General features: G+C 61.2%; 21 protein-coding genes. 20 read left to right on the top strand and 1 reads right to left on the bottom strand.

Annotated elements, in window-relative coordinates; all coding sequences use genetic code 11:
* Positions 1-16: 16 nt before the first annotated feature.
* From ACIP1G_RS04790 to ACIP1G_RS04845, 12 genes are all read left to right on the top strand, one after another.
* Complete coding sequence (locus ACIP1G_RS04790; RefSeq protein ID WP_400734331.1) at positions 17-2,143, top strand: hydantoinase/oxoprolinase family protein; 2,127 nt, start codon at positions 17-19, stop codon at positions 2,141-2,143.
* The gene (locus ACIP1G_RS04795) at positions 2,140-3,861 is read left to right on the top strand and encodes a hydantoinase B/oxoprolinase family protein (RefSeq protein ID WP_400734333.1); all 1,722 of its coding nucleotides are present in this window, start codon (positions 2,140-2,142) and stop codon (positions 3,859-3,861) included. The genes ACIP1G_RS04790 and ACIP1G_RS04795 overlap by 4 nt, the downstream gene beginning before the upstream one ends.
* 52 nt (positions 3,862-3,913) lie before the next feature.
* The gene (locus ACIP1G_RS04800; RefSeq protein ID WP_400734335.1) at positions 3,914-5,266 is read left to right on the top strand and encodes an MFS transporter; all 1,353 of its coding nucleotides are present in this window, start codon (positions 3,914-3,916) and stop codon (positions 5,264-5,266) included.
* A gap of 391 nt (positions 5,267-5,657) precedes the next feature.
* Entirely contained in the window at positions 5,658-6,389 is a 732-nt protein-coding gene (locus ACIP1G_RS04805) for a hypothetical protein (protein WP_400734337.1), read from the top strand.
* A 119-nt stretch (positions 6,390-6,508) separates the two neighbouring features.
* A complete protein-coding gene (locus tag ACIP1G_RS04810) occupies positions 6,509-6,724 on the top strand; it encodes an AlpA family transcriptional regulator (protein WP_400734339.1) in 216 nt (71 codons plus the stop codon).
* Between the two features lie 4 nt (positions 6,725-6,728).
* Complete coding sequence (locus ACIP1G_RS04815; RefSeq protein WP_400734341.1) at positions 6,729-7,607, top strand: ParA family protein; 879 nt, start codon at positions 6,729-6,731, stop codon at positions 7,605-7,607.
* Between the two features lie 14 nt (positions 7,608-7,621).
* Entirely contained in the window at positions 7,622-9,157 is a 1,536-nt protein-coding gene (locus ACIP1G_RS04820) for a ParB family protein (protein ID WP_400734343.1), read from the top strand.
* A gap of 16 nt (positions 9,158-9,173) precedes the next feature.
* Positions 9,174-9,725: a DUF2857 domain-containing protein gene (locus ACIP1G_RS04825; protein ID WP_201173481.1), complete on the top strand. Its 552-nt coding sequence runs from the start codon at positions 9,174-9,176 to the stop codon at positions 9,723-9,725.
* Positions 9,719-10,939, top strand: a complete 1,221-nt coding sequence (locus tag ACIP1G_RS04830; protein WP_400734345.1) for an STY4528 family pathogenicity island replication protein — start codon at positions 9,719-9,721, stop codon at positions 10,937-10,939. The genes ACIP1G_RS04825 and ACIP1G_RS04830 overlap by 7 nt, the downstream gene beginning before the upstream one ends.
* Before the next feature lie 151 nt (positions 10,940-11,090).
* The gene (locus tag ACIP1G_RS04835) at positions 11,091-11,846 is read left to right on the top strand and encodes a PFL_4669 family integrating conjugative element protein (RefSeq protein ID WP_400734347.1); all 756 of its coding nucleotides are present in this window, start codon (positions 11,091-11,093) and stop codon (positions 11,844-11,846) included.
* A complete protein-coding gene (locus tag ACIP1G_RS04840) occupies positions 11,843-12,352 on the top strand; it encodes a DUF3158 family protein (protein ID WP_400734349.1) in 510 nt (169 codons plus the stop codon). The genes ACIP1G_RS04835 and ACIP1G_RS04840 overlap by 4 nt, the downstream gene beginning before the upstream one ends.
* Positions 12,349-12,786, top strand: coding sequence for a single-stranded DNA-binding protein (locus ACIP1G_RS04845; RefSeq protein WP_400734350.1), 438 nt, complete (start codon positions 12,349-12,351; stop codon positions 12,784-12,786). The genes ACIP1G_RS04840 and ACIP1G_RS04845 overlap by 4 nt, the downstream gene beginning before the upstream one ends.
* Before the next feature lie 94 nt (positions 12,787-12,880).
* On the opposite strand, the gene ACIP1G_RS04850 is transcribed toward ACIP1G_RS04845, so the two are convergent.
* Positions 12,881-13,108: a hypothetical protein gene (locus ACIP1G_RS04850; RefSeq protein ID WP_400734351.1), complete on the bottom strand. Its 228-nt coding sequence runs from the start codon at positions 13,106-13,108 to the stop codon at positions 12,881-12,883.
* Positions 13,109-13,245: 137 nt separating this feature from the next.
* Here ACIP1G_RS04850 and ACIP1G_RS04855 point away from each other — a divergent pair, with 137 nt between their 5' ends.
* From ACIP1G_RS04855 to ACIP1G_RS04890, 8 genes are all read left to right on the top strand, one after another.
* A complete protein-coding gene (locus ACIP1G_RS04855; protein WP_400734353.1) occupies positions 13,246-13,590 on the top strand; it encodes a helix-turn-helix domain-containing protein in 345 nt (114 codons plus the stop codon).
* A gap of 125 nt (positions 13,591-13,715) precedes the next feature.
* Positions 13,716-15,689, top strand: a complete 1,974-nt coding sequence (locus ACIP1G_RS04860) for a DNA topoisomerase III (protein ID WP_400734355.1) — start codon at positions 13,716-13,718, stop codon at positions 15,687-15,689.
* Positions 15,690-16,445: 756 nt separating this feature from the next.
* On the top strand, positions 16,446-16,991 hold the full coding sequence (locus ACIP1G_RS04865) for an STY4534 family ICE replication protein (RefSeq protein ID WP_400734357.1): 546 nt from the start codon (positions 16,446-16,448) through the stop codon (positions 16,989-16,991).
* A 67-nt stretch (positions 16,992-17,058) separates the two neighbouring features.
* Complete coding sequence (locus ACIP1G_RS04870; protein WP_400734359.1) at positions 17,059-17,316, top strand: hypothetical protein; 258 nt, start codon at positions 17,059-17,061, stop codon at positions 17,314-17,316.
* A gap of 66 nt (positions 17,317-17,382) precedes the next feature.
* On the top strand, positions 17,383-17,877 hold the full coding sequence (locus tag ACIP1G_RS04875; protein WP_400734361.1) for a JAB domain-containing protein: 495 nt from the start codon (positions 17,383-17,385) through the stop codon (positions 17,875-17,877).
* 65 nt (positions 17,878-17,942) lie between these two features.
* Positions 17,943-18,656, top strand: a complete 714-nt coding sequence (locus tag ACIP1G_RS04880; RefSeq protein WP_400734363.1) for a hypothetical protein — start codon at positions 17,943-17,945, stop codon at positions 18,654-18,656.
* Between the two features lie 130 nt (positions 18,657-18,786).
* Entirely contained in the window at positions 18,787-19,296 is a 510-nt protein-coding gene (locus ACIP1G_RS04885; protein ID WP_400734365.1) for a PilL N-terminal domain-containing protein, read from the top strand.
* Positions 19,293-19,961: a hypothetical protein gene (locus ACIP1G_RS04890; protein ID WP_400734367.1), complete on the top strand. Its 669-nt coding sequence runs from the start codon at positions 19,293-19,295 to the stop codon at positions 19,959-19,961. Before ACIP1G_RS04885 ends, ACIP1G_RS04890 begins: the two co-directional genes overlap by 4 nt.
* Positions 19,962-19,968: the final 7 nt, after the last annotated feature.

Below are 19,968 nucleotides of genomic sequence, written 5' to 3' on the forward strand. Positions count from 1 at the left end.
AGCCAGTGGAGCGATCATGAGCACTGCATCAACAACAAAAATCAGCAGGGGCGTACGGGTAGGATGCGACATCGGAGGCACGTTCACAGACGTCGTGCTTGCGATGCCGGATGGCCGCCTGTTCGTCAACAAAACCTCGACAACTCCCGAAAACCTTGGGGAAGCCATCGTGCAAGGTTTGAGCACCCTGCTTCAGCAAGCAGGGGTCGAGCCAGGCGATATCACCGAAATCGTGCACGGCACGACCACTGCCTCCAACACCATCCTGCAAAAAGTCGGTGCCAAGACTGGCGTCCTGACCACCGCAGGGTTCCGAGATGTGCTCGAAATTGGTCGCATCCGCACTCCCACCATGTTTGACCTTTCCTGGAGCAAACCTGAACCCCTGGCTACTCGCCGCTGGAGGCGGGGTATCCAGGAGCGCATGAGCGCGACTGGCGACGTCGTAACTCCCCTGGACGAAGACCAACTGCTTCGTGAAGCAAAGTCGTTGATCGACGAAGGCGTGACTGCGATCGCGATCGCGTTCATCAATAGCTACATCAACCCAGCCCACGAACGCCGTGCCAAGCAGCTTCTCCAGCAACATTTCCCTCAGGTATTGGTCAGCGCGTCGTTTGAGGTACTGCCAGAAATCAAGGAGTACGAGCGCACCAGTACGACAGTGGTGAACGCCTATATCCTTCCTGCCATGCGAACCTACCTGGCTCGTCTGCGGCAGGACCTCGAAGCGATGGGTGTTCGCGCCTCGTTGCAGGTAATGGCCTCCAACGGCGGCATGATGGGCATTGCATCCGCAAGTGAAAAACCGGTCTTTGCGGTAGCCTCCGGTCCCGCGGGCGGCGTAACCGGCGCAGCACGAATCGGTGCGCTGGCAGGCGACAGCAACCAGATCATCTTCGACATGGGCGGTACTACCGCAAAAGCGGCCCTCGTTGTCGACGGTCAGCCTTCGCTGACCAACGAGTATGAGTTCCGCGACGGTATCAGTGCTCCAAGCCGCTTCGTTAAGGGTGGCGGTTATGTACTCAAGGTCCCTGCGATCGATATCGCCGAGGTCGGCGCGGGTGGCGGCTCGATCGCCTGGATTGATGCCGGTGGGTTGCTCTGCGTTGGTCCTGAATCCGCGGGCGCCTATCCAGGCCCAGCCTGCTATAACAAGGGCAACGATCAGCCGACGGTCACCGATGCAAACATGGTACTGGGCTATCTGAACCCAACCGCTCTGGCGGGCGGTAGTCTGCCGGTGTTCCCAGAACGCTCGGCCAAAGCGATCGAACAATACATCGGCCAACCACTGCAACTCGACCTGCTCAAGGCTGCCCATGGCATCCGCCATTTGGCAAACGTGAACATGGCCCGCGCGATCCGTGCCGTGACTGTCGAGCGAGGCCTGGATCCCCGTGAAATGTCGATGATGGCATTCGGCGGCGGCGGCCCCCTTCACGCAGTTGCTGTGGCTCGCCTGCTGGGTATCCGCCGCGTCGTAGCGCCAATCATGGCAGGAGTGTTCTGCTCTGCCGGCATGCTCACAGCTGACGCTGAGCACAACTTCGTGAAAGCCATCCTCCGTCCGTTCGCACAATGCGAGTTGTGTACGTTGTCGACTGAGGCGATTGCCCTCGGCGACCAAGGCTTCACCGTACTCGCGAGCGAAGGCTACGCAGCTGACGCCGCTCAAGTCGTCTACTCGGCAGACGTCCGTTACCTGGGACAAAGCTCGGAACTGACAGTCCCGCTGAGCAGTGCCCAGATCGATCAGCAAGTCCTCGACCAACTGGGCAAAGACTTCAACGCCCAGTATCTGCAAACGTTCGGATATGCGAGCGACGAACCGCTGGAGCTGGTAAACCTGCGCGTCAGCGCACGGGGCCGCAGTGCTCACCGACTGGAGTTTGCAGATTGCAAAGTCGACTCAACTGCCTTGCAAGGGTCCGAAGGTGAGCGCCTGGTCAGCTTCGATCCTGACGCTCCGCTGCAATCCACCCCAGTGGTGCCAAGAGCGAGCATCGGTTTGAAGCCGGTACAGGGTCCTCTGATCATCGAGTCCTACGACACTACCATCGTTGTGCCGCCAGGCTGTAGCGCCCATGCAGACAGCATCGGGAATATCACCATCAACATCCAGGAGATCCGCGCATGAGCCAGGCCATCGATCCAATCACCTTTGCTGTCGTAAAGAACGCCATGGACTCGATCGTCGATGAAGTGGCCTACACCGTGCTGCGCACCGCTCGCTCGGAAATCGTCAAGGACGTCATGGATTACTCGGCGGCCATCTGTGACCGCCATGGGCAGATGATCGCTCAGGCCAAAACCATTGCACTCCACCTGGGTGCCATTCCCGAGGCAATGGCGCAGGTTAAACTTCGCTATGGCGATAGCCTGCAACCTGGGGATGCAGTGATCGTCAACGACCCGTACCAGGGCGGCATGCACCTACCAGATATCTTCATGTTTGCGCCTTTCTTCTATGAAGGCGAGATCGAAGGCTACAGCGTGGTCATCTGCCACCACACCGACGTCGGCGGACGCGTCCCGGGGTCCAACGCCAGCGACTCTACCGAGATCTACCAGGAAGGTCTGCGCATTCCGGTGGTGAAGCTGTACGAAGCCGGAAAGATCAACGACATCATGGAGCGCATCATCGCGCAAAACGTCCGCGTGCCTGACCGAGTGCTGGGCGACCTCCGTGCGCAATACGCCGCTTGCCAAGTAGGCAGTCGCGAACTGACGCGCCTGCTCGATCGCTACGGCCGTGACGACAGTCGCCGCTACTTCGCTGAACTGCTCGACTACGCCGAGCGCCTGACGCGAGAAGAAATCCGTAATTGGCCTAAAGGCACCTTCGTCTTCGAGGACTTCATCGATGACGATGGTCTGTCCGAAGATCCGATTCCCGTGCGTGTGGCAGTCACCGTCCATGAGGACCGGGTCAGCGTGGATTACACCGGCAGTTCCCCGCAGGTACGCGCCGCGATCAACTCGACGCTGTCCTACACCAAGTCCTGTACTTACCTGAGTGTGCGCTGCGCGCTCAAAGGTGACGTACCGAACAACGAAGGACTGTTCCGCTGCGTCGATGTGCATGTCCCGGAAGGAACCGTTCTGAATCCACTGGAACCTGCCGCGGTGGCTGCTCGTGCACTCACTGGCTATCGGGTTTTCGACGCCATGCTGGGCGCGTTGGCGCAGGTTGTCCCCGATCGCATTCCCGCAGCTGGTGAAGGCGGCAATACCGTCGTGTGCCTGTCCGGCAAGAAAGACAATGGCGAGGGCTACATCATCGTCGACATGGTCTGCGGTGCTTGGGGCGCGCGACCACATGCCGATGGTGTGGAAGCAATCACCAACGCTTCGCAAAACCTCTCGAACACCCCGGTCGAAACTCTGGAAGCACAGCATCCAGTGCGTGTTGAAGCCTATGAGCTGGTGGCCGACAGTTTTGGCGCCGGTCGTTACCGCGGCGGCCTGGGCGTGTTGCGCAGCTACCGTGTGCTGGCTGACGACGTCCTGCTGCAACTGCGTGCCGACCGTATGAAATTCCGCCCCTACGGCCTGCAAGGTGGCCTACCTGCAAGCCCGGCGATCAATGCATTGCAACACGGCAGCGAGACTCGGTTCCTGCCGAGCAAGGTGGGTATCACCATTGCGCGGAATGACGTGGTTTCGCACACCCAACCTGGCGGCGGCGGTTTCGGTAACCCTCTCGACCGACCGCTGGAGGACATCGAGCAGGACGTCTGGAACCACAAGATGACCGCGGCCTTTGCGCGGGAAAACTATCGGGCAGTCGTGGACCCCGATTCAGGCCGAGTCGATAAGATCGCCACCGCCGATTTACGTGCCATGGCCAAATAGCAGTGGGGCGAAAGCCCCACTTCCCGTTTACAAGCCGTACGAGTACAACAAGATGAATAATAACGTGCTAGACGTGCATACCTTCCTGGACAACCGTCCAATTGGAAGGCAACAGAAAACCGTGATCATCCTCGGCCTTCTGATTCTGATGCTGGATGGTTTCGACACCATGATGATGGGCTTCATCGCCCCTGCTCTACTTCAAGACTGGGGCATAAGCCGAGGCGACCTGGGGCCCTTGATGATGAGCGGCATCGTTGGGCTATCTATCGGCTCTCTGCTCGCTGGCCCCCTGGCTGATCGATTCGGCAGGCGCTGGGTCATCATCGCAGCTGTGTCTGCGGTGGGCGTATTTTGCCTTACCTGTGCGTTTATGAGCGGCCTCCACACCCTCACCGCCGCGCGCTTTCTCACCGGTGTTGGGCTAGGCGCGACCATGCCGAATATCACCACTCTGCTGGCTGAGTGCGCCCCACTACGCCGGCGCTCGCTCCTGGTAACGTCGGCGTGGTGCGGGTTTGGCATGGGTGGTGCCCTTTGCGGGCTGGTCAGCGAACATCTGATACAGCTCTATAGCTGGCGTGCCGTGTTCGTGACTGGCGGTGTATTACCCCTTTTGTTAGTCCTTGCACTCATCATATGGCTCCCAGAGTCACTACGATTCCGCCTCCAGCGTGATCAACCTCATGAGCGTCTCGTGACAGCAGCCAACGAACTCATGCCGGGCAGTGCCAGTGGCTCAACAAAGTTCATCAACAGTGAGCAAGTGGCCAGCGAAGACACGATACGTGGGCCAGTAGCATTGTTGAATCGCAATTACAGAATGGGCACCCTGACCATCTGGCTTGCGATGTTCATGGGCTTTTTCCACCTCTACTTCCTGAGTAATTGGCTCCCGCTCACGGCAAGCGCGGCTGGTATGTCTTACTCACAAGCAGTGACATTAGGGATAATCCTGCAAGTCGGCGGCGCCATCGGTAACTTCACGGTTGGGCTGAAAATGGATCGGTTCCAGCCAGACAAGATCGTGAGCATCATGTTCGCTGGCTGCGCCGTGTTCACCTTGATGATCGCTTTCTTCAGTAGCTCATTTGCCATGGTCGGGACGCTTGTCTTCCTGCTGGGCTACGTACTGATGTCCGCAAACGCAGGCTGCTTTGCGCTGGGCGCGGCTCACTACCCAACACCTATACGGGCGACGGGTGTCAGCTGGGTCTTCGGCATCGGTCGAGTAGGGGCAATTCTCGGGGCAGGCTCCGGGGCGATCATCACGACGTGGGGTTTATCGATTGCCGACATCTTCACTCTGCTGACCATCCCAGTGATGATCGCTGCACTGGCTATCTGCCTCAAACGGCGCATGCACTCAAGGGCTGTTACCGCCGTCGCCCAACCCCACTTGTAGCACCCTTGGCAATTAGCATAGCGGCGGCAAGCCCACTGTTTTTGGTGGCCACCTTGTGGCCGCATGCCCAACCCAAACGAGCACCTTTCTAAGAACCGCAGAGCGCCAACATATAGACTTGAGTCGCCACCCACACCTCAGCAAAATCTGACTCGACAGCCAAGGATCGTGACGGCCTGTCAGATTTTTAATGCCCCCTTTCCTTCACAGCTGAAGATCGCACCAGCGTGCGAGCTCGCGTCAAAATCTGTCGCGCTCACAGCTAAAGTCACGAACGAACGGATCGAAGAATTGTCACCCTGAGTGGATCCGAAAAAAAGGATCTGACTCGCTACACAGAAACGGCACCAGCCCACGTAGCGAAAGGAAGATTTCAGCAGGAGGCTGTCCCATGGTCTCATTTAGAAGCTCTTACCACCCTATTGATGCGGCAATTCTCTGGAGCGATCTAGCCGATCACGAAGCCGAAATTTTGCAAGCCGAGTTGTCGGATCCAGGCGGGTTGCTCAAGCATTTTCCCCAATGGCCTACGCTACACCTCTACGCCGAGCGTATCTGCGACGCCATAATCTTCGGTGAATTGCCGGCAACCTATTTGGGGGGACCGATTGGTCTAACGGACCCCGTGCAACGCGCTTACTGGTCCATTCGCCACCCAGACCTGTGTGGTTGGTTCGCCCGCACCTATCCGCACGAGAAGCCTGCGTTTCTGTTTTCCCGAGAGAGTGATCATTCCCTTTGCGTAAGCCTGGGCGTGCATCTCGCACTTCAAGCGGATCGAGATGTTCTACTGCGAGAGCTCGAGAACCTACATCGCACCTATTCGGCGCTCTGCGACCCTGAATCACCCGAGCTCGACGATCCAACCGAGTCCCCAAAATCCAAGCCAAAGGCCGGAGTTCCATCTGAAAATTCCGCTCTTCTGCTGTACGTGATCGTCGGTGCCCTGCTCGCTCTGATACTGGGCAAGACGGAGAATGGGCAACCTCGATCTATCTTCAAGAATCAGGCAGCAATCGTTGATGCCATCACCACGCTGTTCCCGGATGTTCCAGGGTTGAGCAAACGCACCCTTGATCGGAAATTTGCAGAAGCCCGGCGCCGTTTGGCCCAAGCAGAATAGGCGCAAGCCGCGATTGCCAGGCAATCCGATTGATTGCCTGGCAATGACTTTCAGCGATTCCAGTTGTTGACTGAATGTCACATCCCACCACGCGCCATTCGGTGCTAAGGAGTGACATCATGCACCCGACCGCCCCTAGTTTCGCTTCAGCCGACCGTCACATCATGCGCCGAGATGAGGTTGAACAGAAAACCGGTTTCAAACGCTCACACATCTACAACTTGATGAAGGCTGGCCAGTTTCCCCAGTGCCGGCGTATCGGCACGCGCGCTGTCGGTTGGGATTCGCTCGAGGTCGAGCAGTGGGTGCAAGACCGTCTCTCCACCGAGGAGTGAGATCATGAAAGTCTTCTCATTGATCTCAACCAAGGGCGGCGCTGGCAAGACCACGGTGGCCGCCAACCTCAGCGGTCTACTCGCCGATGCGGGACTTCGGGTGCTGATGTTGGACCTGGACAGTCAGCCGACGCTGTCCAGCTATTACGCTCTCAGTGCGCAGCGTGAGGTCGGGTGCTACGAGCTGATAACCGAAGGGCTCACTGATGCAGAGCAGGTCATCACGGGTACGATCATACCGCGCCTTTCGCTGATCGTTTCCAACGATCGGGCGGGGCACTTGAGTACCTTGTTGCTGCATGCCGCCGATGGCCGTCTGCGCCTGCGGAATTTGTTGCCGGCGTTCGCTGATCAGTTCGATGTGATGATTGTGGATACCCAAGGTGCCCGCAGTGTGGTGGTGGAGATGGCCGTGCTGGCTTCCGATTGCGCCTTGTGTCCTCTCCCCCCGGAAATGCTCGCCGCGCGCGAACTTCGTCGTGGCACCCTAGGCCTGTTCGAAGAGCTGGAGCCCTATAGGTTTTTGGGTGTGGCTCTACCGTCAGTGAAGCTGCTGCTTAACCAGGTCAATGCCAACCGCCGCGACACTCGCTTGATAATGCAGAGCCTGCAAACCACCTTTGAAGGTGATACGCATGTCAGCGTCTGCGACACGGTCATCCCGGACCGCGTGGCCTACCTCAACGCTGCGTCACTGGGACTGCCGGTGCACCGTGTCGAAGCCACCCCTCCAACCGGTAGCCGAAGCCGCTGCGCGGCGGCCGTCATGACCAGCTTGGCGATCGAGTTGTTTCCGGAGTGGGCGGACAAGCTCAGCCTGGCGACCATGAGCGGCCGCCGGCTAGCACATGCCAACAGCAGTCGACTGGCTGGGCATCGTTGATTGGAGGATGCGAGATGAAACCGCCAACCTCCGAAGACGTAACCCGGCAATTGCAGCAGGCTCACTTCCCGCAGAAGAGCCGAGAACAGCCGGCCAACCCGGTCGGTGAAACGGCGATGGTCGTTACGCTGGAGCAATTGCGACCCTACGAACTGAATCCTCGCGTGGTGCGCAACCCGCTGTACGACGAGCTCAAAGCCTCCATTCGCGAACGCGGCCTTGACCATCCGCCCTCCATCACACGCCGGCCCAACGAGCAGCATTTCATCATTCGCAATGGCGGCAACACTCGCCTGAGCATCCTCGGCGAATTGTGGCAGGAAACCCGTGAGGACCGTTTCTTTCGTCTCAATTGTCTGTTTCGCCCCTGGCAATCCGAGTCCCTGGTGTTACTTGGGCATCTGGCGGAAAGCGATCTGCATGGCCAATTGACGTTTATCGAACGGGCGCTGGCGGTCGCGAAGCTGTTGGACATGCTCGAAGAGCCTGGCGAGTCCCTCAGTCAGCGTGAGCTCGCCAACCGCTTGAGCAAGGGTGGCTACCCCATTTCTCAGTCGCATATCAGCCGCATGTTCGATGCGCTCGAGTTTCTCCTGCCCTCCATCCCCCAAATGCTCTATGCAGGCCTCGGCAAACCCAACATCGAGCGTGTGATTACCCTGCGACGCCGAGCCGAGTCGACCTGGAATCAGCATTTCGGCGATCCCCAGCAGTTCGCGCTGCTCTGGATGGAGGTGCTGTCCGCCTTCGATGACGAGAAACCCGAGCTGGATCCTAACGATATACAGGATGAGCTGATCGCCAAGATGGCTGTGTACCTGAACCAATCGCCGCGAGTCCTTGCGCTGGACTTTCACCAGGACAGGCGAGAGCTAACGAATACGGCACCGCCAACGCCAAACCTATCGCAACAAGACGCAACCCCTAGCGCAGCACCTCCAGCGGACCAAGTCATCGAGTCAGCGCGAATTCCTCATACGCCGAACGTTAACCTGGGCGTTGCGAGTCCTGAGGACAGTCCCAACCCGGAACCTCGGCTGCCGCATATTCTGGAAGCGCTTGGAAGCGAATCGTCCGGGGCCGGGCCATCTGAGGTCGATGAGTCAGGCCGAAGGACCAGGGGGCCGGCGTACTCCGGACTTGGAGCTACCGATGACATCGACGGCCTGCGGGAACGCTGTGCCCAGCTGGCGCAGTACCTGGCGGTTTACGCCGATGCCAACGACCTGGTGCTTCGGCAAGCAGAGGGCCTCGGTTTCATCCTCGCTCTGGACCAGGACGCCCAGCTCACCCCTCGACGCACGGGTGTCCAACTGCTGCTCTCGGCGCTGTTGCGCCTGCAGGACGACGTGGCCTGGGCGCAACGCCAGCAGTTGCCAGCCGCCCTGTTTGGGCAATTGTTGATTGGCGCGTACGACTTGCCGTTTGCCGAGCGACCTGCCCTGACCATTGGCCTCGAGCGCTTGCCAGACGAACAGCTTGAGCAGCTGTTTGCCCTAATCCGCCATGCTCGGCAGTTGATCGATACCACGCTGTCGACCCTTCGTTAACGTGAGGAGCCACCTCATGACCACGACTTTCAACCTGTTGAACCATGCCATGTTGAATCAGGTGCTGCATGAGCTGCGCCACGGGCGCTTGCAACGCTGCAAAGCGCTTGGACTGGCAGATGAGGACATCGAGGTGCTGCAATCGCTGCCGCCGACCACGCTGTCGCAGTTGGCCCATTCGACAATCAGTTGGGTAGAAATCAAGGTCGACACCACCGTGTTGCGACGGCTGATCGCCCAGGCCGAGCGGGATGAACTGAACGAGCGGTTGATCAACCGGGCACTGAAGCTCGGCGCCAGCTCCAGCATCATGTACCGCTGCTTCGGCCTGGACCATTCGGAAACCGCCCTGCGCCGCCGGGTACTGAAGATCGAAACCCACCGCGGTCGACCGGTACAACTCACCGAGGCGCAGGAGCATGCGGTGTGGAACCGCTGGAGCCAGTTGCGTGAGGAAGACCCGGACAATGATCCCCTCGACGCGATGATGATGCTCGCTGAAGAGCAGCACATCAGCCTGACGCTGATCTGGCAGCAGATCGAATTGTACGGAGGTGCCCCATGCTGAGCTTTTACGAGGTCGACTGGCAAGACGTGGTGCGTCAGTGCTACGACGCACTTCGGCGGCGGATGGAATGGCAGGCCGCCCAGGCCAAACTGGAAGAGTCCGCTGCTGCCGAGGCACCGATCCGCACGATCTACTATGGCGACAACGATCCATTGCCGATGAAGCTGTTGCTCGACCGCCGCCTCACGCCGCTGGAGCGCAACACCTGGCAGGTCCTGCGCTGGCTGATTACCGAGCGGAAGGTGCAGACACCCCGCTATCAAGACCTTCAGCCCTACCTGGCCACCAGCCCCTGCGGTACCCAGGCCTCCCGTGAAACGGTCGCCCGGGCGCTCAATGTCCTGCGCACCACCCGCTGGCTCAGCCTGGTCGAGCGCTCGCGGGATGCCCAGGGCTGTCTGCGTGGCTGCGTCTATGTGCTGCACGGAGATCCGTTGACGGCGGCCGAGCAGCTTGAGCTCGACAGCGGCTACCGGTCACTGCTGCTGCAGAACCTCACCCATGCCACCAAGGGTGTCAGGGATGTCGCCGAGCATGTGATCGCAGATATCCAGGCTGACCCCAAGGTCGCCGCTGCTGACAAGGCCATGCTTGCGACGACCCCGCCCGTGGCGGAGCAGCACTCGCTGCCGCTGATAGAGGAACAGACGGCTGATTCCGAACGCGGTGAATGCCATCCGGTTGGGAATTTTAGGGCCGCGGCAAGGAATTCCGAATCCTGCGGCAAGTCCCCAGTTTCCGCTGCCGTTCGGAATGCCGACGACGGCCGTACAGTACAGAAAGACAAAAACAAAAAAAGTACAGTACTGGCGCAAGTGGAGTTCGGACGAGCGCGCTGGCCAGAGGATCTAAAACTGAGCCCTGCCGAGCGGCGCATGGCCTCCCAGGCGATGCGCCCGCTCGAGCCAGAACAGCAACAAGCGGTAATCAACGAAGCGGCGGTGCGCTGCGCCCGTGGCGAGATCCGAAAACCAGTCGCCTATCTGATGGGGTTGATCAAACGGGCGTGCCGAGGCGAATTCAACCTGTGGGCCGCACGCACCGATACGACTGCCCCAGAGCACACACCTCGGCGCCCGCCGGCCGCGGTGTCGAAACTTGAACCACCTCGCGAGCGCCGGCAGCCCGGCGAGCAGCGCACCGCCTCGCCGCTTGCCCTCGCCTGCCTGGAAGAACTCAAACTACGTTGCCGCGTCCCCGGCGCATCGACCTAGCGCCGGAACACAGTGGATTTGATGCCTAGTGTGATCAAATCCACGGACGTCCACTGTTTGGAAATGCGAGCCCAGCACCTTCGCGTTGATCCACGCCGAGGGCGACGACACAGCTCATCGTCTGCCTCACTTCAACGGCGAGGATCCGGCGATGGTCGACCACTACCAGCTCAACCTGGGCTCATTGCGCAGCAGCATCACGCTCACCCTGCACACCCACCATGCCGCGCGACTGTGGCAAGGACGAGTCGCCCGCGAGGGGGTCCATGGCATCCTCGGCATGGCCGGCTACATCAGCGTGACCAACCTGCTCAAGCAGGCCAGCAGCCAGGACGATCCCTTCGCCGACTGGTTCATGCTGCAACTCGAAGACAAGCTGCTGCAGGCGAAGGCTGATCTGCAGACATTGACCGAACAGGTCAGCCTGGTGGAGCGCGACCTGCCCACTCAGGTCGATGTCGGCGACAACCTCAATATCCATCCGGTGACCCTGCCGCTGTTCATCGGCAGTCAGCTGGGCTTTCTCGCCGTCTACCTGCTGACCGATTACGACACGTTGGTGCGGCGGGTATTGCTGGCGCACCACACCGCGCTGATCGGCCGTGGTGACATGGAGATCTGGATCGACCGCGGTGCGCACCTGCTGCGCAGCGTATTCGGCCTGGCCCAGCGCTACCGCCTGGCCGGCGTCAGCCGCGACGACGTGGCGGCCAACAGCGCCCGCGCGCGGGAGGCCGTCGACAAGTTCGGCTTACCCCCGCAAGACATCCTCGAGGGCACGCGCCGCTCCCGCTTTGCTCCGCCCATTCTGCGCCAGGCGATGGATGCGAGTCTGGCCACACCACCGCCTGAGGTCACCGACGAGCCCTTGATCGTGCCGCCGGTGCCGGAAGGCGGTGACGCATGACTCTGGCCGAAGCCATCGCGCGGCGCCTTTCAACGGATGCGTATCGTCAGCTCGAACAGGGTGCCTCCCTAAAAGGCCTTTTAAAGCCTTTTAAGGGTAAGGGGGAGCTGCAGCAGTTCGCCGAATCGATCCTGCGCCTGCGCACCCAGGTCGCCGGGCTGATGGCGGGCATGCTGGCGATTGTGGCGCAGCCGCCCTTCTCGTTGCTGGACCTGCGGTTGGTGGTGCAGCACAGCGCAGCCGGAACGGACTTTTTGCGCTGGCGCAGCCGTGACTTCAGCCGCATGGGCGCCGAGGTGTGGAAGCAGGCGATGGAGCAGCCGTACCTGGCACCTGCCGTACGCGAGGCGCTGCACCAGCTGGAGGTCAACCGTGTGGTGCTCAACCTGCAGATGAGCAGCCTGCACTCACTGCACCGCCAGGCCAACGCATCCGCCCGCCAGCTACTCGACGCCGAGGCCGCACTCGGCAGTTCCATTACCCCCCACCCGGAGTTAATCCCATGAGCACGTTATTTGTTGGCGAAGGCAACATCGGCAGCGTCCCCGAGTTTCAGGAGTTCAACACCAATCCCGAAGAGCCGCGTCGCCTGCTGCGGCTCAATGTGTATTTCGACAACCCGGTACCGCGTGACGGCAACTATGAGGATCGCGGTGGGTACTGGGCCCCGGTTGAACTCTGGCACCGCGATGCGGAGCACTGGAGCACCCTGTTCCAAAAGGGCATGCGCATCCTGGTCGAGGGCCGTACGGTCAAAGAGGAGTGGGAGGACAGCGAGGACAACGCGCGAGTGACGTTTAAGGTCGAGGCCCGGCGCATTGGCATCCTGCCCCACCGTCTGGCGTCGGTGACCATGCGCGAGAAGAACCCGGACGGCGGCAAAGGCGACGGCGCCAGCACTGGCCGCAAACCCGCGAGCAAGAAGAGCCCGCGCAAGTAGGGTGATTTGTGGTACTCGGTGGACTGGCCGAGCCAGCGTGCAGCTGGTTCAGCACGGCCATCCACCGAGCGCGGTACATGCCGCCGGGGGTCGCTCAATGGCGCGATGATGACGCCAGTCTGCTATGGGCCAGCAGCAACGAGGCCTGCTCCAGGTGTTCATCCAAAGCGCGGAACGCGCGCCAGTGTTCGGGACATTCGCGTAGCCACTCCTCAAGCCGGGTGCGAGCGTCAGGGTTGTCCGGCTCCAGGTGCGTGGCCAGCAACAACTCGTACGCTTTCAACTGCAGAGCCTCGGCCCCACCGTCCTTGCTTTCGTTCATGTCCCTACCCTCCACGAGAGTTGGCAACTGCACTTTATTGGGGTGATACGCCTCATAAGGTTGATAGTCAACCTTATGAGGCGTTCATATGTGCGGGTTGATGGTCAACCATATGGGTCGAATTGGAGAACGCCCCATTGCCCGCGAAGAAGCCTAGCCTACGCCATCATATTGGCCGCCAATTGGCCAAGGTCCGCACTGCCTGCAATCTGACGCAGGAAGAAGTGGGCGTGCGGCTGCACGTAACCAGCGAGGCCATTTCCCGTATGGAGCGGGGTCAGGTCGACCTGTCAGTAAGCAAGCTGCTAAGGTTGGCGGACATCTACCAATGCCCGGCAGACGAACTGTTGCTGGCCGCTAGCAGCCGGCCTCTCGATCAAGGGCTGGTGATCGCTGAGCTGCTGCAAGACCTGAATGAAGCCGATCGGCTGTATGCCGTGGAGAACTTGCGCCAACTGGCCACACACCTCGCCCGGCGCTGATCCGCGTACTCCAATCACGTTCCCCTCAGGCCGATCGCTGAAGTGATTGGCGCCCATTCGGCTTTCCACTGGCCTCGCCTCCCCACCCCGGCACGCTGGTGTGAACCGACTGGGAGTGCCTGCTCATGCGTCTGTTCATCTGTGAAAAGCCTTCGCAAGCGCGCGATATCGCTCGCGTCCTCCTAGCCACGCGACGCAGTGACGGCTGCCTGGCGGGGTCCGGAGTGATGGTGACCTGGTGCGTGGGCCATCTGCTGGAGACCGCACCACCGGAAAGTTATGGTGATCGCTACAAACGCTGGACCCTGGAGGATCTGCCCATCATCCCCGAGCGGTGGCAGGTCGCTGTAAAGCCGAAGGTGGCCAAGCAGCTGAAGGTTATCCAAGGTCTGCTGCAGTCATGCTCCGAGGTGGTAATCGCCACCGACGCCGATCGCGAGGGCGAGATGATTGCTCGCGAAATCATCGAGCGTTGCGAGTACCGCGGCCCGGTCCAGCGCTTGTGGTTGTCTGCCCTGGACGAAGCGTCAATCCGTCGGGCCTTAACCGCCCTGCGTCCAGGTGAGCAGACCCTGCCACTGTATCACTGTGCGCTGGCGCGATCGCGGGCTGACTGGCTGATCGGCATCAACCTCAGCCGCCTGTTCACCCTGCTGGGCCGACGTGCCGGCTTTGACGGGATACTGCCGGTGGGACGGGTGCAGACGCCGACGTTGCGCTTGGTGGTCGAGCGCGATCGCGCCATCGCCAGCTTTGTCGCCAAACCGTTCTGGATCGTTGACGCCACGTTGGAGGCCGACGGCACGCGCTTTCGCGCACGTTGGCAGCCCCCGCCGCAAGCCTGCGATGACAGCGGTCGTTGCTTCACTGAGAGCATCGTGCAGGAGGCGGCGGCACGACTGGAGCACCGAGCCTCGGCGCAGGTCTGCAGCGTCGAGATTGAGGCCGTCCGCGAAGGCCCGCCCCTCCCGTTTGACTTGGGCACCCTGCAGGAAGTCTGTTCCGCCAAGCTGGGCCTAGGCGTTCAAGAGACCCTGGCCGCTGCTCAGGCGTTGTACGAGAACCATAAGGCCACGACCTACCCACGAACCGACTGCGGCTTCCTCCCAGAGAGCATGCTGGATGACGTGCCCAAGGTACTGCGAGCCCTCGCCGCCGCGTCGCCAGCCTTGGCCCAGTGGTTGAAATCGGCCGACCCCGCGCGACGGTCGCGCGCCTGGAACACGACCAAGATCACCGCCCACCACGGCATCATCCCCACTGCAGTGGTCATTGACCTGGCGAAGCTGTCCGAGCCGGAGCGCGCCGTCTACTCGCTGATCCGCGCCCGCTACCTGGCCCAATTCCTCCCTGATCATGAATACCTGAAGAGCCAGGTGCTGCTGCAGGCAGGTCAGGACAGCCTGATCGCCCGCGGCAAGCAGATCCAGGTACGCGGCTGGAAAGCCGTGATCGATGAGCTCGGTGACAGCGATCGGCCAGAACCCAGCCAACCGCTGCCCACGTTGCGCGAAGGCGCTGACATCACGCTGCTGGACACCACGGTCTCGGCTCAGCGGACCCAACCGCCGAAAGCCTTTACCGAAGGCACCCTGGTCAAAGCGATGAAGACCATTGCCAACCAAGTGGACGATCCGCGGCTCAAACAGAAGCTCAAGGAGAGCATCGGTATCGGGACCGAAGCCACCCGCGCGGCGATCATCCAAGGCTTGATCGATCACGGGTATTTGCAGAAAAAAAAGCGCAGCCTGGCGGCATCCGCCGCTGCGCACACGCTGATCGAGGCCGTACCACGGGAGGTCGCCGATCCTGTACTGACTGCTCTCTGGGAGCAGGCGCTGGACCGTATCGAGTCAGGCCAGCTCAGTGTCGAGACCTTCCTCGCCAAGCAGGCGGCATGGCTGACTCAGCTGGTGCAAAACCATCGCTCGCTCACCCTGCCGCTGCCCGTGCCCAAGGGCCCAAATTGCCCGGTGTGTCGCAGTGCCATGCGCCAGCGTAAGGGCCGGATCGGAGACTTCTGGTCGTGCACGCGTTTCCCAGACTGCAAGGGCACGAGGCCCGTGAAGACGAGCAAGCGCCCGGTCAGATCCAAGTAGCGGTGGCGTCAACGCTTGACGTCGGCCGGCGGCGCTGATGTAGTGAGACTGCCCATCGCCACTGGCGATCCCAGACCGATTCGCTCCGGGCAGCTCGGTCAGACTCAGTGAGTTCGGAGCCCTCTTCTCCATCGCACCCAGCATTTACTTTACGTTATCAGCGTCTGACTGAAGCGGATGACCCGCGCGGCTTGCTCCAGGCCGCAGGGGTCATCCGCTTCGGCGGACATACTCAGCCCCGGTGCCCGCCGGCGAAAGACTGGGCACCTTTTGTGCGCGGATGCGTGCCAGTTGGTTTCGGCCCAGGCCACGACAAGGGTCGGTTGATTGCGCGGAACGACAGCCTGAGGTTTGCGATGACTTAGCTGTCCGGATACGAGTCAAAGGTGGTCCCTCTCCTCCTAGCCCGATGACCGTCGGGCTATTTTTTCGCCGCTGTGAATCCACTGAAAACCACCCGCTTCCGCTCGCTCAGACCGCCTACAATCCTCGGTTGACGCGCCTTTGGCAGCGTTTTATAGATGAGTTGCACTCCGCTGTCGTTGACAGCACCCAGGTAGCCAGGACCTTCAAGGTTACGCCCGCTTCGGGTGGTTCTCCCCAAGTGCGACTCGCGCTCGGCAGCTCGCACGGTCATCGACCCGTCGATGATGAGCGCCCTCTACACCGATCACGTTTTTGCACCTCTCCCTTGCGGATCTCACCAACCGTCAGGGTCGGTGGATGTCCGCGTTTCTGCTGAACAGGAGCTCCACCATGACTACTGCAAGCAATAACGCCCCCACCACCTACTTCAACCTTCACACCCAAGGTATCGGTTACCTGAACCGTGTTCGCGAAGTCCCGGTTCGCCGCGGCCAAGCGTTCATGGCCTGTGACATCGCGGCCTTGCACGGTGCCTCGGACGACGTCGAGTACACCCGCTTCGACTGCAAGGTCGCCAGCGGTGAAGCCGATCGGCTGATCCGCGAGCACCTGGAAGACGTCTGTGCGGAACGCAAGGTACTCATCGCCTTTCGCATCGGCGATCTTTGGGTCGATCCGTTCCTGTACGAGAAAGGCGAACGCAAGGGGCAACCCGGCGCCAGCCTCAAAGGCCGCCTGATCTTCATCGAGTGGATCAAGGTCGATGGCCAATTCAGCTACCGTGCGCCCGCCCGCACTGACGCTGCCGCGGCTGCTGAGGGTGCTGAGCACGCAGAGGCGGAAGAAGATAAGGCTGACACTGACGGTGACTCCGATCAAGGTCAGCCAACTCCGACCGCCGCACGCAAACCCACTGCAGCCCGTCAGTCTGCCTGAGGCAGTTTGACTCCCACTTGCAGGCGCTCTCGCGAGCGCCTGTGACTCACCTATGTCGGAGGTCACCATGGAGAGCTTCTGGCTCTGTGAGGACTGCCTGCAGGCGGTTGCCTACGACGACTTCAGCGCGCTGTCGCTCTACTACTGCGAGGCTGAAGTTGAACAACGCATCACCCATATGCGCATCGAACTGCAGGCCTTGCTGCCCCTAAGCGCCGATTTCGATCCGCACACTGGCGCAGGCATTCAGGCCTTTTCCACTCACCAGTGCGAGGGCTGCCACAGCCCGCTGCACGGTGCGCGTCATCGTTTTACACGTCTGTGACTCACCTCTCCCATCTGCCTGGAGCACTCCCCCAGGGAGCACTCCGTCTCCCACGAGGAATTGCCCATGAACACTGCACCCAATCGGGTCGAACGTCTCGACCCTACACTGACCCAGCGTGCCCGCGAAAATGCGCTGGTCACCAAAGCATTGGAGTTGCTGGATCAACGCTACTTTGAGCGCGGCGAGCAACTGATCACGCCATGCGATGCCGCGTCCTATCTGAAATTGCAGCTCGCGCCGTATCTCCATGAGGTCTTTGCCCTGCTCTGCCTGGACTCGCGCCATCGCGTGCTGAGCTTCGACATCCTCTTCACTGGCAGCATCGACGGCGCCTCCGTGTACCCGCGCCAGGTCGTCGTCAAGGCTCTGGAGCACAACGCCGCTGCGGTGATCTTGTGCCACAACCACCCCTCCGGCTGCTCGGAACCGAGCGGCGCCGATCGGGTGCTTACCAACCGACTGATCGAGGCCTTGGCCCTGGTTGAGGTGCGTGTGCTGGACCACATCATCGTGGGCGAAGGCACGCCGCTGTCGTTGGCCGATTACGGCTGGATCTGACCACACCCACCACTTGGAGGGTCACCGCCTGTGCGGGGTGACCTTCACATTATTGGAGCGCCATCATGTCCACTCTTCACAATCCCTTCCTCCGCGGCTTCCAGGACCTGAGCTACGAACGCGTGGTGCAGATCAGCTACGCCGACGATTGCCCGCCCTGCTACCGCTCGCTTCACCCTGCGCTGCATGACCTGCCGGATGACGGCATCAATTTCCAGCCGTGCCTATTCGATGATGACTTCGCGGTGATTACTGACGGCGAAAGCGTGCCCGAGTTTGTCCGTATGCGGTGCCCTGCCGACGGCATCGTCAGCCAGGTGCTCTACCAAGTCACAGGGCTGCACCATGGCCGCCGGCAACACGTCAGCGATCTCCCCAGCGAGGAGGCTGCACAGCATCTGATCGAGCAGCTGTCTTTCGCCACCGGGCACTACAGCCGCAGCTGGGAGATCAGCAGTGCGCACCTGCCTGCAGAAGAGTTCGTGTACCTGCAGGTGTGCGCCTGGTGTCGTTCACCGTCGGGTTACTTCGAGTGTTTCGTGCTGAGTAGCAACAACGCGGTGGGCTGCAAGCTGTACTCGACGCCCTGGCTCAAAAACATCGCCGCGGGCGGCAGCTACTGCAGCGCCGAGGAAGTCACTGCGCGCCTGCGCGCAAATCACGTGCCACCGGTGCTGCTGCGCCTGCTGTTGCTGGCCGGTGAGGCCGACACCCGCCTGCTGATCTTCGACCCCGATGCAACGCCACTTTCCGAGTTACCCATGTTCACCGACGATTGACCTCAAGGCGCCTCCGAGCGCCTTTTCCATGGTTGCGCCAGCATAATCCGGTCGGCGAGATTCGATTTTTCAGTGGGGGCGCGTCCTGGATTTTCGACAAGGTGTCGGCATCTTTTGTCGAGGCCTGGTCATGCACACCCCCACGCTCTTCACGTTCGGACTGACGCTCACGTTGCTGGGCTGCAGCACGCCGCCACCGGCGCCTACCCCTGCGCCACCTACACCGGCCCCCACCGCAGTGGCCAAGCCAAAGTCCCCGGTACCCGCCTGGGTCCGACAGGACCGATACACCTTGGCCAGCACCCGGCCAACGCTGGAGCAGCGCCAACCGCTGTATCAGTTGGTCAACGTCCAGATCGCCCCCGCGCTGCACGCGACAGTTGGTGAAGCACTGCGCCACATGCTGCAGCACTCGGGCTACTCCCTCTGTCCCGACAACCCTGCCGTGGCGCGGTTGTTCCGCCGCCCCTTGCCTGCCGTCCATCACGACCTCGGACCGATCACGCTGCTGGATGCCTTGACCGTCGTCGGCGGCCCCGCTTGGCGACTGGACATTGATCCGGTCGAGCGGAGCGTGTGCTACGCCCTGCGCCTGCCAACATCCGAACCACCCTTCTCGACACTGGAGACCGCGCCATGAAGGTTCACCATTTTCAGGCCTTGGTGATCGGCGCCCTGTGCCTGGGTGCTGCCGTCTTCGCGGCCGAAAGCTACAACCAGCATCAGCAACTGGCTGAGCTGCAGGCCGCCGCACGCAATGCCCCGGCTGATCCCAGCCCGTCATTGCGCCGCGATATCGGGGAATTGCGCAGCACGCTCGCCACGCTGCCACCACAAGTCGCGGCACTCACAGACGCACAACACCAGCACGTCACTGCGCAGGCAACGCTCGGCCAGCAACTCCACGATTTGGGGGCTTCCGTAAGGATCCTGCAAGCGGTACCACCAGGACCGAGCAGCGCCGAACTAACCGCCCTGGCGAAACGCATGGGCGCGGCAGAAGAGGCACTCGAGAAACTGTCGACCGCCGCTAAGGTGCCGGCCGCCGCAGCGCCCCCAGCGCCCCCCTTTCGCAATCAATCAAACGTCAAAGCACCGCAGCCGCCCTTCACCCTGCAGGGTATCGAAACGCGCGGCACCGTCAGGTTCGTGGCCGCCCTGCCTGCCGGCGCCCACGCCCTGTCCACCGTGCACCTGCTCCAGCCCGGCGACAGCTTGAACGGCTGGCAACTGCGGGCGATCCGCGAGGGCCAGGCCGTGTTCCACGTTCCAGTCCATGGCGATCGCAGCCTGCCCATCCCGTGAGGAGGTG

The organism is Pseudomonas sp. NPDC089392, from assembly GCF_044749595.1.
GTDB lineage: Bacteria > Pseudomonadota > Gammaproteobacteria > Pseudomonadales > Pseudomonadaceae > Aquipseudomonas.